Source organism: Sphingomicrobium aquimarinum, assembly GCF_039655735.1.
Taxonomy (GTDB): domain Bacteria; phylum Pseudomonadota; class Alphaproteobacteria; order Sphingomonadales; family Sphingomonadaceae; genus Sphingomicrobium; species Sphingomicrobium aquimarinum.
Genome location: NZ_JBBYXH010000002.1, coordinates 37,501 through 62,305, shown reverse-complemented (window position 1 = coordinate 62,305; position 24,805 = coordinate 37,501). Strand labels below are relative to the sequence as shown.

The 24,805-nt window shown below is 60.9% G+C and carries 18 protein-coding genes; 8 read left to right on the top strand and 10 right to left on the bottom strand.

Translation table 11 applies throughout. The features are described from left to right. Positions 1–35 precede the first annotated feature (35 nt). Genes zorA through WJS89_RS06465 form a run of 5 tightly spaced genes read left to right on the top strand, consistent with a single transcriptional unit; the run spans position 36 to position 8,775 of the window. Positions 36–2,003 carry an anti-phage ZorAB system protein ZorA gene (zorA, locus tag WJS89_RS06485; protein WP_346340134.1) on the top strand — a complete coding sequence of 656 codons (1,968 nt, stop codon included), beginning with the start codon at positions 36–38 and terminating at the stop codon, positions 2,001–2,003. Beyond that, positions 2,000–2,752: an OmpA/MotB family protein gene (locus WJS89_RS06480; protein ID WP_346340133.1), complete on the top strand. Its 753-nt coding sequence runs from the start codon at positions 2,000–2,002 to the stop codon at positions 2,750–2,752. The genes zorA and WJS89_RS06480 overlap by 4 nt, the downstream gene beginning before the upstream one ends. Then, on the top strand, positions 2,749–4,176 hold the full coding sequence (locus tag WJS89_RS06475) for an EH signature domain-containing protein (protein WP_346340132.1): 1,428 nt from the start codon (positions 2,749–2,751) through the stop codon (positions 4,174–4,176). The genes WJS89_RS06480 and WJS89_RS06475 overlap by 4 nt, the downstream gene beginning before the upstream one ends. Next, entirely contained in the window at positions 4,169–7,927 is a 3,759-nt protein-coding gene (locus WJS89_RS06470) for a DEAD/DEAH box helicase (protein ID WP_346340131.1), read from the top strand. The genes WJS89_RS06475 and WJS89_RS06470 overlap by 8 nt, the downstream gene beginning before the upstream one ends. An 8-nt stretch (positions 7,928–7,935) precedes the next feature. Beyond that, entirely contained in the window at positions 7,936–8,775 is an 840-nt protein-coding gene (locus WJS89_RS06465) for a PGN_0703 family putative restriction endonuclease (protein WP_346340130.1), read from the top strand. 98 nt (positions 8,776–8,873) lie between these two features. On the opposite strand, the gene WJS89_RS06460 is transcribed toward WJS89_RS06465, so the two are convergent. Genes WJS89_RS06460 through WJS89_RS06445 form a run of 4 tightly spaced genes read right to left on the bottom strand, consistent with a single transcriptional unit; the run spans position 8,874 to position 16,009 of the window. Continuing rightward, entirely contained in the window at positions 8,874–11,834 is a 2,961-nt protein-coding gene (locus WJS89_RS06460) for a type I restriction endonuclease subunit R (protein WP_346340129.1), read from the bottom strand. Next, complete coding sequence (locus WJS89_RS06455) at positions 11,831–13,012, bottom strand: restriction endonuclease subunit S (protein ID WP_346340128.1); 1,182 nt, start codon at positions 13,010–13,012, stop codon at positions 11,831–11,833. Before WJS89_RS06455 ends, WJS89_RS06460 begins: the two co-directional genes overlap by 4 nt. After that, positions 13,005–14,513 carry a type I restriction-modification system subunit M gene (locus tag WJS89_RS06450; protein ID WP_346340127.1) on the bottom strand — a complete coding sequence of 503 codons (1,509 nt, stop codon included), beginning with the start codon at positions 14,511–14,513 and terminating at the stop codon, positions 13,005–13,007. Before WJS89_RS06450 ends, WJS89_RS06455 begins: the two co-directional genes overlap by 8 nt. Continuing rightward, positions 14,510–16,009: a type I restriction-modification system subunit M gene (locus WJS89_RS06445; protein ID WP_346340126.1), complete on the bottom strand. Its 1,500-nt coding sequence runs from the start codon at positions 16,007–16,009 to the stop codon at positions 14,510–14,512. The genes WJS89_RS06450 and WJS89_RS06445 overlap by 4 nt, the downstream gene beginning before the upstream one ends. A gap of 229 nt (positions 16,010–16,238) precedes the next feature. Between WJS89_RS06445 and WJS89_RS06440 the strand changes: the two genes are divergently transcribed. Continuing rightward, positions 16,239–16,625, top strand: coding sequence for an MbcA/ParS/Xre antitoxin family protein (locus tag WJS89_RS06440; RefSeq protein ID WP_346340125.1), 387 nt, complete (start codon positions 16,239–16,241; stop codon positions 16,623–16,625). A 3-nt stretch (positions 16,626–16,628) separates the two neighbouring features. Next, the gene (locus tag WJS89_RS06435) at positions 16,629–17,321 is read left to right on the top strand and encodes an RES family NAD+ phosphorylase (RefSeq protein ID WP_346340124.1); all 693 of its coding nucleotides are present in this window, start codon (positions 16,629–16,631) and stop codon (positions 17,319–17,321) included. Between the two features lie 446 nt (positions 17,322–17,767). On the opposite strand, the gene WJS89_RS06430 is transcribed toward WJS89_RS06435, so the two are convergent. Beyond that, positions 17,768–18,463, bottom strand: coding sequence for a type 1 glutamine amidotransferase domain-containing protein (locus WJS89_RS06430; RefSeq protein ID WP_346340123.1), 696 nt, complete (start codon positions 18,461–18,463; stop codon positions 17,768–17,770). A gap of 68 nt (positions 18,464–18,531) precedes the next feature. On the opposite strand from WJS89_RS06430, the gene WJS89_RS06425 reads away from it, so the two are divergent. After that, positions 18,532–19,251, top strand: coding sequence for a hypothetical protein (locus WJS89_RS06425; RefSeq protein ID WP_346340122.1), 720 nt, complete (start codon positions 18,532–18,534; stop codon positions 19,249–19,251). Here WJS89_RS06425 and WJS89_RS06420 read toward each other — a convergent pair. From WJS89_RS06420 to WJS89_RS06400, 5 genes are read right to left on the bottom strand one after another with little or no spacing between them, the layout of a single operon-like run. Then, positions 19,248–20,036: a class II aldolase/adducin family protein gene (locus tag WJS89_RS06420; protein WP_346341176.1), complete on the bottom strand. Its 789-nt coding sequence runs from the start codon at positions 20,034–20,036 to the stop codon at positions 19,248–19,250. The two genes, WJS89_RS06425 and WJS89_RS06420, sit on opposite strands and share 4 nt — an antisense overlap. Positions 20,037–20,062: 26 nt before the next feature. Continuing rightward, complete coding sequence (gene maiA, locus WJS89_RS06415; protein WP_346340121.1) at positions 20,063–20,704, bottom strand: maleylacetoacetate isomerase; 642 nt, start codon at positions 20,702–20,704, stop codon at positions 20,063–20,065. Between the two features lie 32 nt (positions 20,705–20,736). Next, on the bottom strand, positions 20,737–21,144 hold the full coding sequence (locus WJS89_RS06410; protein WP_346340120.1) for an acyl-CoA thioesterase: 408 nt from the start codon (positions 21,142–21,144) through the stop codon (positions 20,737–20,739). Next, the gene (locus tag WJS89_RS06405) at positions 21,141–22,565 is read right to left on the bottom strand and encodes a gluzincin family metallopeptidase (RefSeq protein WP_346340119.1); all 1,425 of its coding nucleotides are present in this window, start codon (positions 22,563–22,565) and stop codon (positions 21,141–21,143) included. The genes WJS89_RS06410 and WJS89_RS06405 overlap by 4 nt, the downstream gene beginning before the upstream one ends. Continuing rightward, complete coding sequence (locus tag WJS89_RS06400; protein WP_346341175.1) at positions 22,562–24,643, bottom strand: S9 family peptidase; 2,082 nt, start codon at positions 24,641–24,643, stop codon at positions 22,562–22,564. The genes WJS89_RS06405 and WJS89_RS06400 overlap by 4 nt, the downstream gene beginning before the upstream one ends. Positions 24,644–24,805: the final 162 nt, after the last annotated feature.

Here is a 24,805-nt window from a genome sequence, read left to right as displayed (position 1 = left end):
GCCAGTCTTGAAGCCTTTATTAAATTGAGGGACAAATGAACGAGATTCTCGAGCAAATACTCGATCTGTTTCTGGGCGTGCTTGACTTTGTGTACGGTGAACGCTGGGTCGCACCATTCGTCCTGCTGCCGATCATGTTCGCCGCCGCCTTTATCGTCAGGCAGCGAGCAAAGAAGAAAGTGGTCCCCTACCTTGCTGCTGCACGGGAACGGATCGACGCTCTGCAATCGGCTCTCGGGACTGATCGGGATCCCGACGCCGAAAGGCGAACCTTCGCCGAAAACTACATCGAGGTCTCAGGCGCGATGGGGGGCGAGCAGGAAGGCGCGCATAACCTCGTTCAGGCCTGGCGCGAATTTCAGGAATCCATGGTCGATGAGAGCGCCTCACCCGTGCGCAATACTAATCGTCCAAGCGCTTTCTTCAACCGCGCAGCGCCAAAGCTGACCGTCCTGCATTTCGCCTCGAATATCTTCGTTGGCGTTGGACTTATCCTGACCTTCCTCGGGCTGATCGTCGCACTCAACACTGCAGCGCAGAACATGGGTGAGGACATCACGGCTGCGAAACTCTCCCTTGAGCACCTTCTTACCGTCGCTGGCGCCAAGTTCTTTACCTCGGTCGCAGGTCTTGGCGCCTCGATCTGGCTGCGCTTCACCGAATACAGTCTCAGCAAGAAGATCCGCCGCGATACTGATCTGATCTGCGAGTTACTCGAGCGCGGCCTGCTTTACGTCTCTCCGCAGAGACTCGCCGTCGAACAGCTGGACGTCCTTCGCGAGCAGCGCGATCAGCTGAAGTTCTTCAACACCGACGTCGCCCTGCAGCTCTCCGAACGGATCGGCGCTCAGTTCACTCAGGCGATTGCTCCGGTCGCCGCCTCGCTGACCGAGCTCAACGACAACATGACCTCGGTTACGCAGGGCATTGGCGCTGGAGCCCGCGAGGCCATCGAAAAGGTGAGCGGCGAGCAATTGCGCGGCCTAAGCGAGACATTGGGAGAACTCCGAGGCAAGCTCGATGCGATCGGACAAACGGTTGGCAACAGCGGCGCAGACGCTGCCAATCAGATCCGCCTGGCAGGCGAAGACTTCTCCAAGGCCGCCTCCGATATCCGTGAGGCCTTCGACCGGCTTGCAGGCCAGGTCGACAGCATGGGTGCACGGATCACCGAACAGAGTGATGCGGCGCAAGCCGCTCAACAAAAGGCACTCGCAGACATCCTGGCAGGAATCGAGGATGCACAGGCTCGCTCCAATACCATGCTGACTACGATGCTGACGACGCTTCAGACGGCAGGAAGTGAAGCAGCCGGATCAATTCAGCAGGAAGTGGAGAAGACGCTCAAGAGCGGTGTCGAGGCAAGCGGAGAAACCTTCCGCAAGGCTGTCGAAGCCTCGAGCGGTGAGCTGCGGGACACCACGAAAAAGCTCAGCGATGCAGTGGGAGAGGCAGCACAACAGGTCGAACGCGCCAGTGTCGGTTTCAGCCAGTCTAGCGAGAAGGCTGCGCAGACCGCAGAAGCCATGCGCAATGTCACTGACAGCGCTAGAACGGTCGCGACATCGATGAGCGATGCGGCGCAGGGCTTTGCCAGTGCCGCAGGACCGGTTGCCGAAGCTGCGCGCTCCGTTAGCCAGGCAGCAGGCCGCGTTGCCGATACCGTTGAAGCTGATCGGGCGGCCGCAATGGCAGCGCTCACCGAGATGCGCTCGCTTGCCGACTCCATCCGCTCAACCCAGCAATCAGCGGAAACCGCCTGGAGCGATTATCGCGCCCGCTTCGAAGGTGTCGATCAGGCGCTTTCCAAGGCGACCGAGAAGCTTGCAGAAACACTCGGCGACAGTCTGACGCAGTTCCGCAAGTTCGCGCAGGAAACCGATCGCGAAATGGCTGCCGCTGTGAGCCGCCTGAGCAATACGCTCACACAGATCGAGGAATATGCCGAGTCCCTCGATGATTTCGTCGAGGAAACGCGGACCATTCGGGAAGCCGCTGAATGATCTTCGAGGAAGCTCACGACCACGCCGTCGAAGAGGAAAACTACTTCGTATCCATGACCGACCTCATGGTGGGCCTGGTGTTCGTGTTCATCATCCTCCTGATGTACTTCGCACTCCAGTTTCAGGAAGTCACCGAGGAGCTCACCGGCGCAAACCAGACGCGCACCGAGATTCTCGAGCAGCTCCAGGAAACCCTCAAGGAAAGAGGTGTCGAGGTTGTCATCGATCGCGAGAACGGAATTCTGCGTCTACCCGATTCCATTCTCTTCGACAGCGGACAGAGCCAGCTCAAGCCGGAAGGGAGGACCAATGTCGTCTATCTTGCCGACGCGCTCCGTGACGTGCTCCCCTGTTACAGTCAGGGGATCCCGCGAAGTGAAACTTGCCCGGACAGCCAGCATCTCATCGAATCTGTGTACATTGAGGGGCATACCGATAGCGACCGCTACGGTGGGTCAGGTGCGCTGCGCGACAATTGGGACCTTTCGGTGGTTCGGGCGACAAACACTTTTCGTGCGTTGGCGGAATTCGAACCCGATCTAGTCGGTCTTTGCGCTCCCAAACAGGAGCGCTGCGAGCCCATTCTCAGCGTGAGCGGATATGGACCTCAGCGTCCTGTGCCAGGATCGCAGGGAAGCGACGAGGCAAGCAAGCAACAGAACCGCCGGATCGACCTTCGCCTCATCATGATGGCACCCGACTCAGGCGAAGCGAGGCAAACCCTTGAGGACAGGCTGACCGACGAATGAGCCACCTCGCCAATCTTGTCGCTGACCCTAAACTACTCGTCGCACGAATGCGCGTTGGCACTACCGAGCCCGAAGAACTGCGTCGCACTGTGGCGCTCATCGAACAGAACGGCAGCACCGGCGCAGGGGAAATCGAAGAAGTTGGGGAACTGCAGCAACGGATCGCGCAATGGGCAGCCAATTCCTCCTCGGCAACCTTGTCTCGAAGAGATCTCCGGAACGGGTGCCAGGCAGTGCTGCATCCCCCGTATCCCCCTGCGGAAGATGAGGCAGTCATCGATCGATTGCTGAGTGAGGTCGAACGCAACCGGCGGCGCGCCGCATTCTTCGCAGTCATCGATGCCTATCTCGATGGCTTCGACAACGAGAGCCCGACTCTTGCCTCGCTCGCCAGCCGGCTCGAGGCCCTCGCCTCGAGGTGGCCTTGGCGCGAAAACGACAGCTGGCCTGAAAGGATCTCGAGCTTCTCCCTTCTCGACCCCGCTCGAGCACCTGAAGTTCTTGCACGCCGAGTCCTTGCCAGCGGAGAGGATCCTTTCAGGGTCTTGCAGGAATCCGGTCTCGACACGGCAGGACGCCGTTTTGGCGGTCTTGCCGAAGCAGCCTTCAGGTTCGCCTGTCATCTCGTCATGCGGATGACGGGGCAGGAGGCGGTTTCAGGCCAGCGAACGCTGATCGATTGGGCGCGAAACGAGGCCGGCGATTTCGGCTATCAGCGAGCCTGGCCTGATTTTGTCGAAGCCAGCCTCGCGCCCTGGGAAATCGAAGAGCCAAGCGAAGCCCACAAATCAGTCCTCCTCGATATGCTCGAGCGCTTCGGAGGCGGCGATCCGCGCGCCAAGCCAGAACGCTGGCGCACCGTCATGGACCGGGCACCGGGCGCCTACGCCGTTCTCATGCGCTGGCTGACCCGCGCCTCGGTCCTTCAGTTTCTCGATATCGTCGATCGGCTCATGCCCGACCGCGCATCAAGGCTCATGTGGGCATATCGCCGCGCATTCTGGATGTCCTATCTGCTCAGCGATGGCTCGGCGCCAGGTATCGATGCTGCCTGGGTGGCCTTTGGCGACGAAGGCGCGCGGCTGGCCCGAAAGACAGCACGCGAGACCGGTGACAAGTCCTTTAACGCCTTCGGTAAGCAGAACGACAAGTCACCGCAGCACGCTGCCCTCATCCTCCAGATGGGCGACCTCACAATCGTCGACTGGAGTCACTCGGCCAAATACCAGGTCTGGAAGCGAGGCGACAAAGGCACACCCCAGCTCTTCAAGGACCGGTATCGATCTGGCGAACTGTACAGTGCACCGATCCAGGAGAGCCATGTCTCCCCCAGGACCTTCAGCTGGCAAAAGTCGCTCGCCCGGATAATCGAGGGACGCAATTTCTATTCACCAAAGCCAGCGTGGAGACCGCGCGGTGTTTAAGAACCCCTTTCGCAAGAGTGAGCAGGCGCGTTTCGTGTGGCGTGAGGACGGCGACGAGCTTGTCGTGTCGCTCGAGCAAGGTGACAAGCAGATCCCCTCTGCAGACTGGCCCACGACCCGCCCAGACGTTTCAGGAGCGATCGCATCGCTGCTGTCGGAATTCGCTCAGGAGGACGGGACAGCACCAGGAGCCCAGCTAACGAATGCCGATCTGAGGCTCTCCCCGCGTGCCGTGGCCTCGCTCAATGCGAACACGGCAGCCCTTCTGGGCCTGCCGCCGCCAACGCCGCTGGCACTCGATTTGCGCGCGCAGAACCGGATCGACCAGGATGATTTCAGGCTGGCGGTCCGATGGGTCCGCCCCGGCGGACAACCTGTTCGCGCCAAGCCGCGAGGTGCGCTACTTCTGACCGAGAGCGGACCACGCCGCATTCCAGAGCCCCTCTGGTCTCTCCATGAGGCCGCCGAGCCGCTTACCCGGGCACTCGATCGATCCGAGCGCTTCGAGGCGCTCGCACGATTGAGAGAACACTGGCCGGAAGATCCCCAGCTTCCGATCGAGAGCGAAGCCTATCTTAGAGACCTCAGGGTCCATTACGCATCCAGTCTTTCGCTCAAACTTAAGACACTCACACCTGACCGAACCGAATTCGATCCGGTGCTCTTCAGTGCGCGATCGGTTTCCGAGGCTGACGAAAGCGGCAAGGCGCTCGACGAGGAGGCCGACAGCATCCTCGCGCCAGCCGCGCAGCGTCTCTTTGCCCAGGACCGCTTTCGCAGGGAAGCTGCGGCGCGCCCCGTCTATGTGCTTCAGAACGGCGAGTACCTTTTCATCGATCCGGACCTTCGTCCGGCGCTCGATGTCGTGCGCAAGGTTCAGGATGCCCCCGAAGAGCAGCGGCGATCATTCATCCTCAATCCGCGCAAGGTCATGCGCGAAGTGCTTGGAGATAGGCAGGCCGAAGCAATAGATCTCGAAAATCTGTTCATCGACACGGAGCAGTTTTCCGAGCGGGTTGCCGGGGTCGATGTCTGGCGCGCACCCGTACTTCCCTGGATCGTTCCTTCGCAGAAGAACAAATGGATACCCGAGAAGTTCGGTCTGCGGATCGGCGAAGACTATTTCGCCCTCCCCGCAAAGAACGTCGAGGAAGTCACAAGACGTGTCGAGAGCGCTGCCGAAGCCGGTGAGCGCGATACGGACGTCGAGGGACTGCTTGAGCCTGCCGAAGAGGACGGCCCAGCGCCGCCCACGCGAATTCCCGTCAACGATCAGAGCCGTGCGGCCCTCGCGAACTTCGCGCCGTTCGCTCAAGCGGGAGACCAGACAACAGAAGCCAAGTATCCCGAAAATGAAGATACCTGGGATGCAGCGACTCAGGGGAAGCTGTTTCTTGTCGTGCACGACAATTTCGAGGAGGTGGCGTACGCGCCGCTCGGGATAACCGAAACGGTTGAAGAAGAGGCTCTACCCCCTGTCGAGCCCCCTGACCTGCTCCAGTCCACGCTGAAGTCGCATCAGAAAGAGGGTCTGACCTGGTTGGGGCACAGCGCGCTTGCCGGTCGTCCGGGAGCCCTTCTCGCCGACGACATGGGGCTCGGAAAGACCATCCAGGCGATAGCCTTCATGGCATGGCTGCAGGAGGAGGCTCGCGCCTCAAGGCGCCAGCGCGCACCCTTCCTGATTGTAGCGCCAACCGGCCTTCTCGGCACCTGGCGCACGGAAATCGAGAAGCATCTGCACGACCCGCAACTGGGCCTTCTGGTCCCCGCATTCGGCAGCAATCTTAAACTGCTGCGCGACGAAGACAGCTTCGGATCGAGGGATATCGAGACAGGCAAGGCCTCACTCGATGCAGCCAACTGGCGTGACGCCGGGGTGGTTCTCACAACCTACGAAACCCTCCGCGATTACCACTTCAGCTTCGCCCGTACGCGCTTTGGCCTCATCATCTATGACGAGATTCAGAAGCTGAAGAATCCCGGCAGTCAGGTGACGCGGGCGGCCAAAGCTCTGAATGCGGAGTTCACGCTGGGGATGACCGGTACCCCAGTCGAAAACCGCCTTCAGGACCTTTGGTCCATCATGGATGTCGTCGCCCCGGGGTTTCTTGGCGCCAGCCGAGACTTCGAGAAGAGGCATCCCACGGACAATCCCGAGGCACTGGCAAGGCTCAAGTCGCAGCTGACCGATCCAATCAGAGGGCGGCCACCCTACATGCTGCGGCGGCTCAAGGGCGAAGTGCTCGACGGCATGCCTACGAAGACCGTGCACGCCATCAAGATGGACATGCCTCCGGCGCAGGCAAGCGCCTATCGCGATCTGGTCATTCGCGCAGCGGCTGCGGGTGCAGCGGGCAATCTCGGCAAAGGCGGAATGCTGACCACGCTTGCTAACATGCGCGGCGTTTCGCTTCATCCACTCGATCCGCGCCAGGCACCAGATGATCTTGATGCCTATGCCCGGGATTCAGCCCGGCTCGCACAGACCCTCACGATCCTCGAGAAGATTGCCGCCGCCAATGAAAAGGCGCTCATCTTCCTCGAAGACCTCGCCATGCAGGAGCGGCTGGCCGGGCTCATTGCGGATCGCTTTGGCCTCGCGCGTCGTCCCACGCGGATAAACGGAACCGTCCCAGGGCCAAAACGCCAGGCGCTCGTCGAAGCCTTTCAGGCTCACCCGGGCACCTTCGATGTCATGATCCTTTCGCCAAGGGCCGGAGGAGTCGGACTGACGCTTACTGCCGCAAATCACGTCATTCACCTCTCGCGCTGGTGGAACCCGGCCGTCGAAGACCAGGCAACCGACCGGGTATTCCGCATCGGGCAGACACGCGACGTCCATGTGTATCTTCCCATGGCGGTTCATCCCGATCCCGATCTCGCGCCATCCAGTTTTGATCTTCGCCTCAACGCGCTCATCGAACGCAAGCGCAAGCTGACCCGCGATCTGTTCTTCCCGCCCGATGCCAGCGATGGCGAGCTGGGAGATCTTTTCCGCGAAGTTTCGCTCGAACGCGAAGTGACGGAAGAGGCGCCGAGTAAGGAGAACTTGTCCGACGCGCCGACGTCAGATGGCTCTGCTTCCGTTCCAACGCTAGCTACTAAGGAAGCCGAGAACGGACAGGAAGAGGTGCCGACAGAAATCAAGGCGGCTACGGAATCCGAGAGCGAGCCCGACGAAGGCCAACTTGCCGCAATCGAACACGATCAGGGCGCTTCGGAGCGACGTACCCTATCCCTTCCTCGACCAATCGCAGACGCTCAGATCAGGCTGTGGCGCAGGGGCCCGGGAGAGGAACGTCCGACCGAGGAGATCCTTACACTTTTCAGCGGGCTCCACATCGCGAAGGTCACGATCCGTGACCCTTACGCCCTGGCAACCTATTCCGCGCGGCGCTCGCAGATCGAGTTCCTGCGATCGCTGCGCAGCACGGCTGGCGCGCTCGAAAGCATCATGATCGAATATGCTCCCGAGGCCGAAGGTGACCTCGGCGACGTCCGCAGCCGCACCCAATTTGGCTCCGATTATGCAACCAGCTTTGGCGGCTCTGCTCCCAGGCTTGCCCTAGTGCGGCGAAGCAAAAGGGCGCGCGATGATGATTTCCACGATCGCTTCATCGAGGTGGATGTCCGTCATGCCGGTGGAGCCATCAAGCGGCACGAGCTGACCATCGGGCGCGGGGTCGAAGCTCTCTACAATGACCGCAGGCAATGCACCGTGACCTATGCGCCGCCCGGAACGGCCTAGAGGCAGTCATGATGAAATCGCTTTCCCGTCAGTCTGTCCCGACCCGCTGCAGGAGCGCTCTTGCTGACGGGTATCTTCAAACAAATCCGGGCGTAGTCCTGGGAGCAGATAGCTATCTGTCGGACTATCGGGAAGCCCTCATCCCGGGAGTTCATCCCGATGCCTTCGTGGCTGACCTCATGGCAGGCGCCGGCAATGAGCTTGAAGGGAAGTTCCGTGCACCGCACTCCTCGTCTGCCCTCGCCGTCAATGCCTTCGGCTGGTTCGCCGGAAAGGCGGGTCTCGCAAGTTTGGCGGGGCATGAAGGGCTTGAACTTGTCGGCTTCGAGAAGAAGTTTTCGACTGGGCTAACGCGAGCCCAACCACCGAACCTCGACGTCGTTCTCCAGGGCCCCTCTGGACTTGTAGCCGTCGAATCCAAATGCATTGAGTATCTCTCCCCAAAGGAAGCCAAGTTCTCGCCAAGGTATCGCGACGAGATCGTGGACGAACGCCGGAATAGCCCCTGGTTCGCCGAGATGATCCGCCTGATGGAGGAAGAGCGATCGTCCTACCGTCATCTCGACGTCGCACAGCTCATCAAGCACGCCCTGGGGCTGAGCTATCGGCAGGAGCGCGATGTGACGCTCGTCTACGTTTGGTGGGAACCCGCCAATGCTGATGAATTCCCGGTCTTTGCCGCGCATCGCGAGGAGGTCAGGCAGTTTGCAGCAAGGATCAGCGGCGGCGCACTGGCCTTTGCTGCAGTTTCCTATCCGGAACTCTGGGCGCAATGGGCTATGTCATCCGACGAGACCTTGCAGAAGCACAGCGCAAATCTTCAAAGGCGATATGCCCGGCCAATCTGAGTGGTCGAACGGGGAGCCATGGGGCAGGCGGACCGGATCATCTTGCGCGCAGATAGAGGCTGTTTGGCGCGACTGATGCCCTTCAGACCTCCGACAAATCAGTAGTACTGGCACACATACCGGTATGCACGTTCAAACAGCTCGGTATCCTGGTGAAGCTTGTACTTGAACAGGGTCTGGCGAAGCGCCTTCTTGACCTCACGTTCCCCGGCATGGGTATCCTGCCAGCCGTCGAAACGGACGGCCCGGACGATGTCGTCAATGTCGTCGACCACGCGCTTGATCATGATCGGGGTCTCGCCCGTCTGCACCTCTTCGAAGAGCTCGGTCAGCGCAGCCTTGCCCCGATCAACATCCTCTTCGGCAGGCGTCTCGCGCTCAGCCTGAACCACATCCTTGGCCAGTTCGAGCAGGGCCTTCAAGAATTCGATACTGAGCAGCAGGCCCTGCTGATGTCGCTCCTTCAGATCCTCAAGCCGCTGGCTCAACGCCTTGAAGGCGGGATTGACTGCATGCTTGCGCAAACGCGCAGTCAGCTTGACCGAGATCTCCTTGCTCTTCTTGTCCGGGTCCGGCGATCCCACCACGGCTTCGAGCAGCTCTGCGTCGAGCACCAGCGTCTCGAGGTCATCACGCACCGTATCGACATGTACGTGCTCGTGGATGAGCTCGATCGTCTTGGCGCCAAGCTTGTGCCACAGCAAGCGTCCCGTCCCCGTCGAAGGCTTGAGTGATTCATAGACCTGAGCGAGCCAGCGATAGTCCTTCTGAAACGCAGATAAGGTAGGATCGGGCGACAGCGCTTCCCAGATACGCGCGAGCAGGCTGAATTCGGCAGCGAACGCGTCGCGCAGATCATTGTTGGGCAGGCAGTCCTGGGCAGCAATGAGGCCTTCATAGCCTTCGAGGTCGCGGTCCACTCCCGCAAAGAAGCCAAGGCATTTCTGCACCTGGCCAGGAAGCACCGACAGCAGTTCGGCTATGTTCGAGACGGCCTTTTTCGCACTCTCCTCATCGAAGTCGAGCGCCTGCGCCACGTCATCGAAGACCCCCAGATAATCGACGATCAAACCATGGGATTTCTGGGTCCCGTAGGGCCGATTGGTGCGACAGATTGCCTGCAGCAGCGTGTGGTCGCGTAAGGGCTTGTCGAGATACATGGTCTGGAGGATCGGCGCATCGAAGCCCGTCAGGAGTTTCGAGGTGACGATGATGATCTTGAGCGGATACTTGGGGTCGCGAAACCGGTCGAGCAGCTTTTCTTCGGCGTCACGATCGCGCTTGTAAGGCGCATACTGCTTTTCTCCGCTGTTCACCGACATGACGATGTCTGACGTTTCGGGCGGGAGCAGCTTGTCCAGCTTCTCCTTGTAGAGAACGCAGCTTTCCCGGTCGAAGGTGACGACCTGAGCGCCAAATCCATTGGGCTCAACCTTTGCCTGGTAGTGCCTGACGATGTCAGCGCAAATGGCACTTACGCGCTCCGGCGCCTTGACCAGGATGGCCATCTTGGCCGCCTCCTTGCCGAGACGATCACGATCATCATCGGTGAGCCCGGCTGTCAGCTCGGCATAGGCCTCTTCGATCGCCTCCTGATCGATATGCAGGTCAACCAGGCGCGGCTCGAAATGAAGCTCCTTTGTCGCGCCGTCACGAATGGAATCGTTGAGGCCGTAGCGGCTCATGTAGCCGCCTTCATCCTCATCGGCGCCAAAGGCGTAGAACGTATTCTTGTCGCTGCGATTGATCGGCGTGCCGGTCAGACCGAACAGGAAGGCATTGGGCAATGCTTCGCGCATCTTGCGCCCCATGTCGCCCTCCTGCGTCCTGTGTGCTTCATCGACCATAACGATGATGTTGTGACGATCATTGAGGACGCCTTCAGCCTCGGCGAACTTGTGAATGGTGGTGATGATGACCTTGCGGGCATCGCGCTCAAGCAGGCTCTCGAGCTCCTTGCGACTGTCAGTCCGCACGAGATTGGCCATGTCGGCTGCGTAAAAGGTGCCCGAGATCTGGCTGTCGAGATCGATCCGATCGACAACAATCACGACCGTCGGGTTCTTGAGCGCGGGATGAAGCCTCAGCTTCTGCGAGGCAAACAGCATGAGCAGCGATTTGCCCGACCCCTGGAAGTGCCAGATCAATCCCTTGCGGGGATGACCCGCAATTACGCGCTCGACGATCCCGTTGACGCCCTCGACCTGCTGATAGCGGGCGATGATCTTGATCCGCTGCTTGCCCTTCTGCGTCGCGAAGGCGGTAAAGTTCGCCAGCAAGTCGAGAACCATAGCCGGGCGCAGCATGGAACTGACAGCCTTCTCGACTTCGGTCAGCGATTGCGGTCCGTCCTCGGCCAGCCGCCAGGGCCCCCAGATGTCGACCGGCATGCGGACTGAACCATAGCGGTATTCCTTGCCCTCAGTTGCTACCGAGAAGACATTGGGCACGAAGAGCTCCGGGATGTTCTTTTCGTAGTCCTCGTTGACCTGAAGCGCGGCGTCGAGCCAGCTCTGGCTGGAGCGCACTGGCGTCTTCGCCTCGATCAGGACTAACGGCAGTCCGTTGACCAGCAGCACCAGATCGGCGCGCTTTTCTGTCTTCCCCGCGCGAAAGGTGAATTGCTGAGTGACGACAAAGCTGTTCTGCTCGATGTCCTCGAAATCGATCAGGCGGACGGTGACATGTTCGCCATTGTGCCCAAACGGCATGGAGCGCTCGCCAAGCATCCAGGAAGCGAACTCCTCATTGGCCTTCACCAACCCGTCTGAGCGAGCTCCCATGACGATCGCGCGCAACCGGTAGAGGACGTCGTCCACGCGCGAAGGTTGTGCGGCAATGTCGGGATTCAGGCGGATCAGGGCGTCGCGAAGATAGGGCTCAACTAGCGCTTCCTGCGGCTGACGCGGTAGGTCGGAGGGGCCAACAAAATGCCAGCCCAAGCCGGGAATTGTATCATTCTGCCGAGCAAGACCAACCAACACCGTGATAGGACCAGCGCTGCCCGCGAGGCGATCGCGAACAAATGCTTCGACAGTGTTGGCCTCGTTGAAGGTCATTCGCCTGCAATCTCTTCGCTGAGAACCTTTGTCACGAAGGCTTTCAGCATTTGATAGCGATCTTCAATATTCTGCCGCTCCCGCTCAATTTGAGCGAGCTTCCTGCACCAATGCTCTTGCTCGAGCATCGCTGGAACAGGCACTTCGAGAGCGCCAAGCGCATTCAAATTTAGTGTTTTTCGAGCAGACTCAAATGCCTCGTTTATTAAGGTTTCTTGGTAAGCGGGAGCTTTCAAAACATAACCTAGGAATGAGGGCGAAACCTGGTTGTTAGTTCGAATGCGAGCGACCGCTCTAGCAATATTTGATCCGTCGTCTTCCTTTGTTGCGATGTATATACGTCCAATCGTGCCAACAATCGAAACAAGCACATCACCGGCCGCTATCTGAGAACGCTTATATTCGTTGTGTATCTTTGGAGAAATCCGCTTCAACTCAGTTCGGTTGATTTGATCCGTTTCAATGTCGCAGACCCTAATCAGGGGCACGCCATTTGCCACGTTGTCCCCTGGTTGTACCACTCCGTAACAAAGTGGCGCTCCATCGGCACATGCCGCTGAAATAGCCAATGGTCTTGCGTCGGAAAGTTGCTCAATCATCTCGTCAAGTAGCGAGAGGAATAGCTTTCGTGCGGTTTCACTTGCTTGCAGCATCGCCTCTGCTGCATCTTCTACAGCTCTCAAAGTTCCGACCAACCGAGCCTGTTCCTGAATCGGCGGCAGCACGAATTCGAACGCTTCAAGATCCGAAAAATTGATGTAAGGGTTCACCGAACCTTTTGAGTGCTCGATTGAATATTCGTGAAACTCCTCGGTCCGCATCAAAAATGGCAGCAGCTCTGGCATCAGTTGGGTCGGATCTTTCGATTCGAGTACGAATGTCGTGTTCGCCGTGATCCCCTCGAAGTCTGCTACCGCCACCTTACGTAGATACGTTCGACGCGAACCATAAAGCACCTGTCCAGGCCGAAAGTGCATATGAAATGCAGGTCCAAGATAGTCGTCACCAATCAGCCCCCATCGGCGGATGCGCAGGTCGTCGGTGTCCATGTGCTCCCCGGCGACATAGCGCTCCAGCCCGGACTCCCACGGGTCTACCTTGTCACTGACCTTGCGCACGACATCCCCGAAAGCGACGCGCGGCCATCCTGCTTTGTGTACGGTGACCCGTTCATGCATCGTCGTTATCCTCAACGTCGACTTCCTCGAGCATATCGACCAGCGCGTCCATACCGGACCAGAACTCGCGTCCTCTTGCGTCGAAGGTCTGCCAGACTGCGGTTAGGTTGGAATCGTCGACCGCGGCGGTCTTACACAATGGCTTCTTCACATGGCGGGCGATGGAGAGATTGCCTTCGACGCCCAAGACATCAGTTGTCTTGACTACAGCGGCAAAACCGGGATCGTCTTCGAACGCCTGATAAGCAGCAAGAATGCGTGCCTGATGCGCTGCGCGGAGAAAGCTTTGCGCCCGCTCGCGCGCAATTTCGGCGGCCGCTTCGATGAATAGAATTCGGCCCCGCCTTTCAGGAGCTTTCCTCGCCCGGCAAATCACAACACAGGCTTCCATCGGCGAGTTGTAGAACAGCCCCGGCCCAAGCCCGAGCACGCATTCGACCAGATCCGCCTCGATCAGCTTTCGCCGCATCTCGGCCTCTTCGTTGCGGAAGAGTACACCGTGCGGGAACAGGACGGCACAGCGTCCGGTCTTCGGATCCATGCTCTTCAGGATATGCTGAAAGAATGCGTAATCGGCGCGGCCCTGGGGTGGAGTTCCCAGGAAATTGCGCCCCCAGGCATCCGTCTCCCACGCACTGCGGTTCCACTTCTTGATCGAATAGGGAGGGTTTGCGAGCACAACATCGAATGTGCGCAGCTTGTCGCCTTCCACAAAGGATGGCGCAGCCAGCGTATTTCCGCTCGCAACATGGAAGTCGGAGACGCCGTGGATCACCAGATTCATTCGGGCGATGGCCGCCGTGATTGTGATAATCTCCTGCCCGAACAGACCCATTGTCCGGGTCTCGCCGCCGCGCCGTTGAACCTCGGCCAGACAAGAAATGAGCATCCCGCCCGTGCCGCATGTCGGATCATAGATGTCCTCGCCCGATTGCGGCTCAAGCATCTGGGCCATGAGGTGGACCAGCGTCCGGTTCGTGTAGAATTCCTGCGCCGTATGCCCGCTGTCATCGGCAAACTTCTTGATCAGATACTCATAGGCATTGCCGAGCTCGTCCTCCGGCACCGCGACAAGCGTCAGCGTGTGCTTTGAAAAATGCTCGATCAGGTTCTTCAGCGTGGCGTCGGGCATCTGGCCCTTGTCGGTCCAGGGCGCGTTTCCGAATACGCCCTGGAGCCGTTCCGGATTGGCAGCCTCTATCGCCAGGAATGCGGATAGCAGGGCCCGGCCGACATCCTTGGGAGCGATCCGGACATCGTTCCAGTGCGCGCCTTCGGGGATGACAAAACGATCGTTCGCAGTCGCACTCGCGTATCCCTTGTCGCCGGTCTGCTCGAGCGCCTCTTCATAGTCTTCATCCCAGACGTCAGACAGCCGTTTGAAGAACATGAGGGGAAAGATGTACTGCTTGTAGTCGCTGGCATCGACCAAGCCCCGCAGCAACGTTGCGGCGCCCCAGAGATAGCTCTCGAGTTCGCGCTGGGAGATCTGCTTGCTCATTGCAGCCATCCCCCCTCGGCAAGAACTTCGCGGAGACGATCCTCCGCAGCTCGTGCCTCGCCGAGCGCCGTCTTGAAGGCATGGATTGTTTCAGGCAGCCGCGGAATGTCTTCTCCGATTGGGGGAAGGACATAGCGAGAGATATTGAGGGTCCACCCCTCCTTCTTGATCTCATCAAGAGTCGCAACCTTGGCCCGATCTTCGACGTCCTCGAACGCCTTGTACCAGGACAGGATCTGATCGCTGTGTTCCTTGTCGAGGAAATTCTGCGCACGCCCTTTCCGGAACAGACTGGAAGCGTCGATAATCATTACCTTGTTCTTCCGCTCCGCGGATTTCTTGCGGCGAAGAACCACCACACAGCCAGCCAGCTGCGTGCCGTAAAAGAGATTGGGCGCGAGCCCGATGACGGCCTCGATAAGATCATCTTTCAGCAATTGCGTGCGGATTGTACCCTCGGCCGACTTTCGAAAGAGAGCGCCCTGAGGAAGGACAACTGCCATCCGGCTGTTTCCCGCAGAAGCCATGGACGCGATCATGTGCTGAACGAAGGCGTAGTCACCGTAGCTTTCAGGTGGCAGGCCATAGGCGGCCCGCCCCCAAGGGTCCGCTTCCCAGAGATCTCGGCCCCATTCCTTGAGCGAGAAGGGAGGATTGGCGATTACGCAATCGAAGGTGGCGAGTCCCCCGGTGCTCGCGTCCGTGAATGCCGGGCTTCTCAGCGTATCTTCGCGGGCAATTTCGAAATCCTCGATGCCGTGGAGCACCAGGTTCATGCGCGCGATGGCTGCTGTTGTGAGGTTCTTCTCCTGACCGAAGATCTTCCCGTAGAAGGTTCTCGGGTCTCCGCCTTTCCGCTCGACATGCTCGATCGCGCCCAGAAGCATGCCGCCCGTGCCGCAAGCCGGATCGTAGATGCTTTCACCCTCCTGAGGATCCAACAGCTCGACCATCATCCGCACCACACTGCGTGGCGTGTAGAATTCTCCCGCCTTGTTGCGACGCGTAACATCAGCGAACTTGCCGACGAGGTATTCGTAGGCATCGCCCAATACGTCGGTATCGACCTGCGAATTCCCGAGCTCGATCTCGGAGAACCCCTCGATCAGATCCTTCAAAAGCTCATCGGAGAACTTCTCCTTGTTGCCCCAGTCGGCGGTGCCGAAGACGCGGAAGAGTGTATCGGGATTGGCGCGCTCGATTTCGCGCATTGCGTGCAGCAGCACGGCGCCAACATTGGACGAAGCCTCGCGGACATCACTCCAGTGGCAACCTTCAGGCACCTGAAATCTGTGTATCTCCGGAAAATGCGACGGGTCGGCTTCGCCGTAGAGCTCGCCCGCCTCTGCAGTCTCCTCATCCCAGACGTCCGAGATCCGCTTGAAGAAGAGCAGCGGAAGAATGTACGCCTTCCAATCTGTGCGATCGACAGCGGAACCGCGAAGCGTGTCGGCGGCATTCCACAAGGCCGACTTGATGTCCCGCTCGCCGCTCAAACTGGCTTTCCCATTTCAGTCATTTGCAACACGCTTCCAGTCTTCCTTAAGTTTGCGGGGCAACTCAAGCCCAGTAGCAAGCACCTTCTTGTCTGTCTTGCGGCGACCGGTGGGGCGGGCTGAGCCGTCCCAGCCCGCTGGCGTAGGGTAGCCCCCCATGTGCAAATTACAATCAGTAATTGACATTTGGATTATATTCTATACTTCTGTGATGAAGGAGATAGTCGGCATGGGAGCTGCAAAAGCCGTCACCGCGTCAAAGCGCAAGGACCTGACCGGTCCAGCCTTGCGAACCTTTTTCCGTATTGCTGATGCCTGGGGTCTCAAAGAGTCGGAACAGATGAGCCTGCTTGGGCTCGACACCCGCTCGACTTTTCAGTCGTGGAAGCGCGGCGCGGTGGCATCCATCCCAAAGGATGCCCTGGAGCGGATTTCTTACGTCATGGGAATCTACAAGGCACTGCAGATCCTGCTACCTAAGACTGCCGATCAGTGGGTCCGCAAGCCAAACAAAGCTGTCCTTTTTGGTGGGCGACCTGCCATCGAGCGAATGACCTCGGGAAATGTCGCCGATCTCTTCGTCGTACGCCAGTATCTTGATGCGCAGCGCGGTTGATCGGTGACCGTTCCAACCAGCGAGATCGACTGGCAACCCTGCTACCGCATCATCCCCAGCCGATTCCCGCCGATAGGTCTATTCGAGGACGTCGCTGATCCAGCCGACCTTGATGCTGTCTTCGAGATCGAAGCCATGACCAATGACCGGCTGCGTGAAGAGGTGGGCGATCTGCAGCTGGTTCCGGCAGAGGACCGGGTGGCAGGCCCCGGCACCTCGCCAATCATGGCTGCCTTCACGCATCTCAACCCCTCGGGCGATCGCTTCACTGATGGCAGTTATGGCGTCTTTTATGCATCGCTCGCTCTCAAAACAGCGATTGCCGAGACCACCTACCATTGCGCACTGTTCATGGAAGCTACCGACGAACCTGCCCAAGAGCTCGACATGCGGGTCTATGCGGTCGATCTGACAGCAACCTTGCATGACCTTCGCGGGATGCGCGAGAGCCATCCCGAATACTATCACCCGACTAGCTACGGCGTGTCCCAAAACCTCGCCCGCGATCTCCGGGAAGGGGCATCCGACGGCATCGCCTATCAAAGCGTTCGCCACGAAGGCGGGGAGTGTGCAGCCGTTTTCCGACCGTGCCTACTCTCAAACTGCCGTCAGGAGCGACACATATGTTATGTTTGGGACGGAAGGTCGATCACCGACATCTATGAAAAAAGGGAACTGACCACTTCGCGCAATTAATCCTGACCGTAGCCACCTGGAACCCTGAATGTGTCCGGATCAATCGGCCAGAAGGCGAGTGATGCGCGAGCGCCACAATGCCTGCAATGCCCAGGTTAATTGTGCGACTGAACCTCATACAAAGAATTTGCCCGATGGCGGCGACATGCTCGAAAGCGACGCTGCGTATGGCTGCCCGCTGCGCACTAGACAGGTGCACATAAGTGTAGCACAAAGCGCGAGCTAACTCTTGGAATCCGCGGAAAACTGTCAATTTTCGCGAGCGCTATTTTGGTCTAGAATCCTCTCTCCCCGACCATTTTTCCTATGCCGCTTCATTGCCGAGCCCGTCTCAAAGACGGGTTACGGCGATTGACGGGCAAACATCCGGATATCGTGCCAGGCTTGCGCGATGGCCGATCGCGCGAAACCGGACCCCGGCTTTCGCCGGGGCACCGCCCCAGTCCTCAGGCGTGGGTTTCCTTGGCTTCGAGTGCCTTCAGCAGAGCTTCTGCGGTCGGGGCGCTCGAAGGCGGGTTCTGGCCGGTGATCAGAAGGCCGTCGGCGACGACGTGCGGCTCGAAAACGCCGCCTTCGCTCCAATGCGCGCCCTGTTCCTTGAGTACGTCCTCGAGGAGGAACGGCACGACCTTGGTAAGGCCGACCTTTTCTTCCTCCTCGTTGGTGAAACCGGTGACCTTGCGGTTCTTGACCAACGGGCTGCCGTCCTCGCTCTCCACCTGTTTGAGGATCGCGGGCGCGTGGCAGACAAGCCCGACCGGCTTACCCGAGCGCAGGGTCGTCTCGATGATCCGCTTGGCATCGGCATCCGCTGCCAGATCCCAAAGCGGTCCATGGCCGCCGGGAAAGAACACCGCGTCGAAATTGTCCGTGCGCATGTCGGCAAGCTGCTTGGTCGTGTCGAGCGCCATCTGGGCTTCGGGATCGTCCTTGAACCGGCGGGTGGCGTCGGTCTGGCTGTCCTCGTTGTCCGAGCGGGGGTCGAGCGGTGGCTTTCCGCCCTTGGGGCTGGCGAGGGTCAGCGAGTGGCCCGCATCTTTGAGCGTGTAATAGGGGGCGGCCAATTCTTCGAGCCAGAAGCCCGTTTTCTCGCCGGTATCGCCGAGTTCGTCGTGGCTGGTGAGGACGATGAGGATGCGCATGGAAGGGGCCTTTCGGTTGGTTGGCGCGGCAGGTGACGCGCCCGTCTCGTTCGGCTACCCAACGGCTCATGACCAAGGCTGTTTCCCTCATCGTCGAAAAGCGTTTCCAGGGGCCCGAGGGAATGGGCAACGGCGGCTATGTTTCGGGACTGGTCGCCGAAGCGGTGGGCGGGCCCGCGAAGATCCGATTGCTCGCCCCGACCCCGCTCGATCGGGAATTGCGCCTGGTGCGCGACGCGCAGGTCGTCCGGCTGCTCGACGGCGATACTGTCCTTGTCGAGGGCGAAATGCTGGGAAAACCCCTCGACCTCGATCCGATCCCGGCACCGCCCGGAGAAGAGGCCATCCGGACAGCGCGCGCGAACTTTCCCACCCGCGCGCAGCACATGGCGGTCAACTGCTTCGTCTGCGGTCCCGACCGCGATCCCGCCGAGGCATTACGATTGTTGACGGGACGGCATTCCCAAACGCATCTCGCTGCCGACCACTGGGTGCCCAATGGCGGTTTGGCCGATACGGACGGCCTGGTCGCGACCCGCTACGTCTGGGCGGCGCTCGACTGTCCGTCCTATTTCGCGACCGGGCTGGTCGATACGCCCGCGCTCCTGGCGGGGATTGCGGGACAGGTGCTGCGGCGCCCGGCGCCGGGCGAGCGATTGACCGTGACCGGCTGGCCGCTGGAGCGAGACGCTCGCAAATATCATTCGGGCAGCGTCATCCACGACGCCGAGGGACGTGCGATCGCGATGGCGCGCGCGCTGTGGATCGAGCCCAAGGGCGGGCTCTAGGTCGCGAATCCCGGATCGAGCCGGTGCGCACGGCGCAGCAACGCGGGCCAGGCAAGCATCTTGGCGATGACCCCGAGGCCTTCCTGACCCTGCTCCGCGGTCGTCTCGGGCGCACCCTGAGGCGGCGTGTTGAGGTTGGCCTCTCCCGCCGCGAGCGCGAGGTTTTGCATCTCGCAGGCGCGCTCGAGATAGTAGAGCTTGATAAAGCATTCGCCGACGCTCGCGCCGGTAGCGAGCGTGCCGTGGTTGCGCAGGATCATCATCGACTTGTCGCCAAGGTCGGCGACCAGCCGTTCGCGCTCGTCCATGTCCACCGCGACGCCCTCATAATCGTGAAAACCGATGTCCTTGCCGAGCAGCATGGCGTGCTGGGTCAGCGGAAGCAGCCCGTCCTTGTGCGCGCTGACCGCGACGCCGTTGGGGGTGTGGAGGTGCATGACCGCCTGCGCATCCTCGCGCGCCATATGCAGCGCGGAATGGATGACGAACCCGGCAGGGTTGGTCATGAAGGGCGTCTCGTCGACGGCGTGGCCGTGCTCGTCGACCTTGACGAGGCTGGAGGCAGTGACCTCGTCGAACATGAGATTGTAGGGATTGAGCAGGAAGTGATGCTCGGGCCCCGGCACGCGCGCCGAGAGGTGGGTGAAGATGAGGTCGTCCCAACCGAAGTGCGCGACGAGCCGGTACGCGGCGGCGAGATCGACGCGGGCGGCCCATTCCTCGTCCGACACCTTGCCCTTGAGGCTCGGAATGTCGGCGCTGTCGATGGGGGCGCTACCGGTCATTCCGGCGGTCATCTTGTCGGCGCGGTTCATTGGGGCTGCTCCTGCTTGTCCGGGTGTGCGGCGGCGAAGGCGGGGTGGGCGCTGGCATTCTCGTCAGCCTGTCGAAGATGCGGATAATCCTCGATCGGGACCGAAAAGCGCCGGGCATTGTAGAGTTGCGGCACGAGGCAGATGTCGGCGAGCGTGGGTTCGTCACCGAACAGAAAAGCGCCGGCGCGCGGCGCAGCGAGTGCTTCCAGTGCATTGAAGCCTTCGCGGACCCAGTGGCGATACCATTCGTCCTTGGCATCCTCATCGCAGCCCAGCGGACTCTTCAGATATTTGAGCACTCGCAGATTGTTGAGCGGGTGGATGTCGCAGGCAACGAGCGTGGCGAGCGCGAGCACGTGCGCGCGGTCGGCGTCGTTCGACGGCATGAAGGGCGGGTCGCCGTACGTCGCGTCGAGATAGTCCAGGATGGCGAGGCTCTGCGTCAGCCGGTGGCCGTCGATTTCGAGCATCGGCACGAAGCCCTGCGGATTGAGCTGTTTGTAGCGCTCGTCCTTCTGGGCACCGCCCGCCAGATCGACCTTGATCTGGTCGTAGTCCACGCCCTTCAGGTTGAGGCCGATCCGCACCCGATAGCTGGCCGAGCTGCGATAATAATCATGGAGAACTGGCTTCGTCATGCGCGGAAGACTGCGCGTGTCGGGCGATGACGTCAATCGGCGAGCCCGAGAAAGGGTTCGACATGTTCGGGGCGTATGCGCGCCGGGCGGCCCGCCTCGCGGTCGATCATCGCCCAACTCGTGACGGCGCGGACCATGAGCTTTCCGTCCTTCGAAAATTCCATGTGCCGGTCGAACCTCGCGCCGCGGGGCGCATCGCCGACCCAGGTCCGCGCGGTGACGCTTTCGCCTTCGTGCAGCGCGCGCAGATAGTCGATCTCGTGCCGCGTCACGACCCAAAGGTAACGCGCATGCATCTCGGGGTCGGCGGCGGCGAACCAGTGCGCGGTCGCGACCTCCTGGATCCACTGCACCCAGACGGCATTGTTGACGTGGCCAAGCTCGTCGATGTGCTCGGCGCGCGCTGTCAGTTCGTAGGTGAAGACGGGATGTTCGGTCATGATGCGGGCGCCTCCTCGATCATGGGCGCGTCCAGTCCGGCGGCGGCATAGAGCGCGCGAAGCCCGGGCGCGCTCGCACCTCGTTCGAAGGCGATGGTGCGCATGAGCCGCGCGGCAGCGGGACTTCCGCCGATGGCCTCGTAGTGGAGGATCCAGTCCTCGGGCGTGACTTCGCTGTCGTCGCGATTCTTGTCGATGAGCGAGCGCCAGAAGGAAAAGAAGTCGCCGCCGCGCCGGTTCGCCGCTGCCTCCGCAACGCGCGCGAACAGCAGCCCGCAGGCGTAGAAGGCCAGGCTGTCGCCACGTTCGGGTGCGCCCCGGATCGGGCCTGCGGTCGTTTCGCGAAGGCAGTCGCGCCAGGCGGTCGCTTCGGCATCGCGCAGGCGCTCCTCGGCGAACCGCGGATCGACGATCGCGCTCGCGCGAAGCGCCATGAGATCCGCCCCGCCTTCGCTGGTCCAGGCATCGCCGGGGCGCCCATAGCCGACGAGATTACCGAGCCAGAAGTGCGCGGCTTCATGGGCGATGAACTGGCGCGTGTGCGCAGCCACCGAACGCGAGGCAGCGAGAAGGCCCTCGCCCTCCAGTCGCATGACGATCTGGTTGGCGACGACACTGCCCGACAGGCTGTAGGTGCCGGGCGTCGCCCCCGCCCACTGGACGAGCAGTTCGGGCCGGCCATCCTCATGCGGCCCCAAACGATCGGCGTAGAGGTCGAGAATGGCGGGAATGTCGGCCTCGAGCGTCGCGCTCAACCATGGCGGAAGATCGGCATGAAGATAGGTCGCGATCTGCGCGTTGCCGCCCGCCTTCATCGGTCCGTCGATGACGTAACGCGCCGCTTCGATCGGCAGCGCCTTGCCTCGCAGGGCCGAGCGAACGAGCGGGTGGCCGCCTTCGTACGCGGGAAGCGTCGTCCAGTCGGCGCCGAGCTGGCGTACCGCGGCGATGCTGGCGGCCGGGCGCATCGTGAAATGATCTGTGAACAGGGCACGGCTTCCTGCTCCCAGATCGATGACCGGCTGATAGTCGCCGACGAGCATCCGGTCGAAGGGTGTGAAGGCGATGGTGATCGTACGCGGCAGATCCTTGCCGTCGGTGGCGATCAGCGCTTCGTGATGGCCGATGCGGACGAGGTCGACACCGGGCGTGAGGACCTTCCAGCTCTCCGAACGCCACCGTTCGCCGTCGCGCCGCGCGAGCGCGGAGCGCAGGAAGATCCACACGGGCGCGTCCTTGCGAAGAGCGAGCGTCAGCCGGTAGCCGCCCGACACGTCGGGATCCGGAGCGAGCGTCGCCTCCATGATCGATGGCCCGTCGCGGGCCGCTTCGAAGGGTGTCGGCCCCGCAGACGAAGCGGCGGCCGCCCCTTCGGGAGCCGCCGCCGCGAGGAAGAGGGATGCGAGACCGAGAGGGGTCATTCGCCTCCCAGCTGGTCGATCACGAAGCCGTAGGCCTCGGCGGTCTCGTAGAGCGCATTCCAGCGCCCGGACTTGCCGCCATGGCCCGCGCCCATGTTGATTTTCATGAGCAACAGATTGTCGTCGGTCTTTTCGTGGCGCAGCTTGGCGGTCCACTTGGCGGGCTCCCAATAGGTCACGCGCGGATCGTTGAGCCCGCCCGTGATCAGCATCGAGGGATAGGCCTGCGCCGTCACCTGGTCGTAGGGCGAATAGGCGAGGATGGTCTCGAAGGCGGCCTTGTCCTCGATGGGATTGCCCCACTCGTTCCACTCGCCCGGCGTCAGCGGCAATTCGGCATCGAGCATGGTGTTGAGCACGTCGACGAAGGGCACGTCGGCGACGACCGCGCCGTAGAGCTCGGGCGCCTGATTGACGATCGCGCCCATCAGTTCGCCGCCCGCGCTGCCGCCCTGCGCGGCGACATTGCCGGCCTTGGCGTAACCGGCGTCGATGAGGCCCTTCGTCACGTCGACGAAGTCGTTGAAGGTATTCTCGCGCTTGTCGAGCTTGCCATCGAGATACCACTGGTATCCCATGTCGTCGCCGCCACGAATGTGCGCGATGGCATAAGCGAAGCCGCGATCGACAAGGGACAGGCGCGCGGTCGAGAAATAGGGCGGAATGGCGCTGCCGTAGGCGCCGTAGCCGTAGACGAACAACTTGCCCGATCCGTCGAGGGCGAAGTCCTTGCGCCGTACGACCGAGACAGGAACCATCGCGCCGTCGCGCGCCTCGATCATCATCCGATCGGTGACATAGTCGTCGGCGTTATAGCCCGAAGGGATTTCCTGCACCTTGAGCGTGGTGAAGTCTCCGCTTGCGGGATCATATTCGAGCACCGTCGACGGCGTGACCATCGATGTGTAGCCGAGCCGGTAAGCGGGTGGGGCATAGTCCGCATTGCCCGAGAAGCCTGCCGAATAGGCCTCCTCGTCGAACGGCAGGCGGGTCATGTCGCCGTCCGCGTAGGAGCGAAGATAGAGCTGGTCGAGCCCGTTGAGACGGCCGGACACGAGCATGTGATCGCGATGCGCGCTGGCGTCTTCGAGGTAGAATTCGTCCGATCCCGGGATAACCGTATTCCACTTGGCAGGGTCTGCCGGGTGGGCCTCGGCAAGCCGGAAGTTGACGTGATTGTCGTTGGTCACGATCCAGAACTTCCCGTGCGCGGCGTCGACATCGTACTGGATGTCGGGGCGGCGGCGCATGATCAACGTCGGTTCGGCTTCGGGTCGGTCGGCGGGGATGAAGCGGATCTCGTTCGAGATATTCTCGCCGGTGTTGATGAAGATCATGCTCTCGTCGGTCGACTTGTCGAGACCGACGGTGAAGGCGGGGTTTTCCGTCTCCTTGTAGACCAGCCGGTCCGCCTTCGGATCGCCGCCGAGCGGATGATAGAAGGCCTCGTAGGTGCGCCAGTTCTCGTTGGCGACGGTGTAGAAGAAGCCGCTACCCGCCTTGTCCCAAACGGGCCCGCCAAGCGCGCTTTCACTGACGGTCTCGAGCGTCTTGCCGCTCGCGATATCCATGACCTCCAGCGTGTAGCGTTCCGACCCGTTGCGATCGACCTGGACGAGCGCGAGCTTTCCGTCGGGGCTCACCGAAAAGCCGCCGAGCCGGAAATAGTCGAGACCTTCGGCCTTTTCATTCTCGTCGTAGAGCAGGGTGCCGTCTTCGGGCACGTAATCCGCTTCGGTGCCGGTGTAAGGCTTGCGATACCAGAGGCGATATTGGGTGCCCGGCTTGAACTCGGACCAATAGACGAAGTCGCCGTCCTTGGTGGGGACCGACTTGTCGTCCTCCTTTACCCGCGCCTTCATTTCCTGGAAGAGCGCCTCGATCATCTCCTCGCGCGGAGCTTTCCACGCTTCGAAGTAGGCATTTTCTTCCTTCAGATAGTCGAGCACGTCCTCGTCATCGATCGTCGGATAGCTCTCGTCCTTCAGCCAGGCATAAGGGTCTTCCACGGTGATTCCGTGCAGGGTGAAGCTGCTGTCGCGCCGCTCGGCGACGGGGGGCTTGGGCATTTCGGTCATGCTCGCTTTCTGGGCATTGGCCGGGGTCGCCGCAAGGGCGGCGGCGAGGGCTATCGTGGTTGCGAGGCGCATCATCGTGGCGGCTCCTTCAAAAGTCGTGAGACGAACACTAGGTCGTGACGTGATGGCATCAAGGCCCAATCGGACGTAAGATGCAAAGCG

Excerpts from the sequence above, each read along its gene's own strand:
- WJS89_RS06475 (WP_346340132.1), top strand. The coding sequence starts at position 2,749 with ATGAGCCACCTCGCCAATCTTGTCGCTGACCCTAAACTACTCGTCGCA.
- WJS89_RS06400 (WP_346341175.1), bottom strand. The coding sequence starts at position 24,643 with ATGACCGAAATGCCCAAGCCCCCCGTCGCCGAGCGGCGCGACAGCAGC.
- WJS89_RS06480 (WP_346340133.1), top strand. The coding sequence starts at position 2,000 with ATGATCTTCGAGGAAGCTCACGACCACGCCGTCGAAGAGGAAAACTAC.
- WJS89_RS06410 (WP_346340120.1), bottom strand. The coding sequence starts at position 21,144 with ATGACCGAACATCCCGTCTTCACCTACGAACTGACAGCGCGCGCCGAG.
- WJS89_RS06440 (WP_346340125.1), top strand. The coding sequence starts at position 16,239 with ATGGGAGCTGCAAAAGCCGTCACCGCGTCAAAGCGCAAGGACCTGACC.
- WJS89_RS06420 (WP_346341176.1), bottom strand. The coding sequence starts at position 20,036 with ATGACCGGTAGCGCCCCCATCGACAGCGCCGACATTCCGAGCCTCAAG.
- WJS89_RS06450 (WP_346340127.1), bottom strand. The coding sequence starts at position 14,513 with ATGAGCAAGCAGATCTCCCAGCGCGAACTCGAGAGCTATCTCTGGGGC.
- WJS89_RS06455 (WP_346340128.1), bottom strand. The coding sequence starts at position 13,012 with ATGCATGAACGGGTCACCGTACACAAAGCAGGATGGCCGCGCGTCGCT.
- WJS89_RS06425 (WP_346340122.1), top strand. The coding sequence starts at position 18,532 with ATGACCAAGGCTGTTTCCCTCATCGTCGAAAAGCGTTTCCAGGGGCCC.
- maiA (WP_346340121.1), bottom strand. The coding sequence starts at position 20,704 with ATGACGAAGCCAGTTCTCCATGATTATTATCGCAGCTCGGCCAGCTAT.
- zorA (WP_346340134.1), top strand. The coding sequence starts at position 36 with ATGAACGAGATTCTCGAGCAAATACTCGATCTGTTTCTGGGCGTGCTT.
- WJS89_RS06430 (WP_346340123.1), bottom strand. The coding sequence starts at position 18,463 with ATGCGCATCCTCATCGTCCTCACCAGCCACGACGAACTCGGCGATACC.
- WJS89_RS06465 (WP_346340130.1), top strand. The coding sequence starts at position 7,936 with ATGATGAAATCGCTTTCCCGTCAGTCTGTCCCGACCCGCTGCAGGAGC.
- WJS89_RS06405 (WP_346340119.1), bottom strand. The coding sequence starts at position 22,565 with ATGACCCCTCTCGGTCTCGCATCCCTCTTCCTCGCGGCGGCGGCTCCC.
- WJS89_RS06460 (WP_346340129.1), bottom strand. The coding sequence starts at position 11,834 with ATGACCTTCAACGAGGCCAACACTGTCGAAGCATTTGTTCGCGATCGC.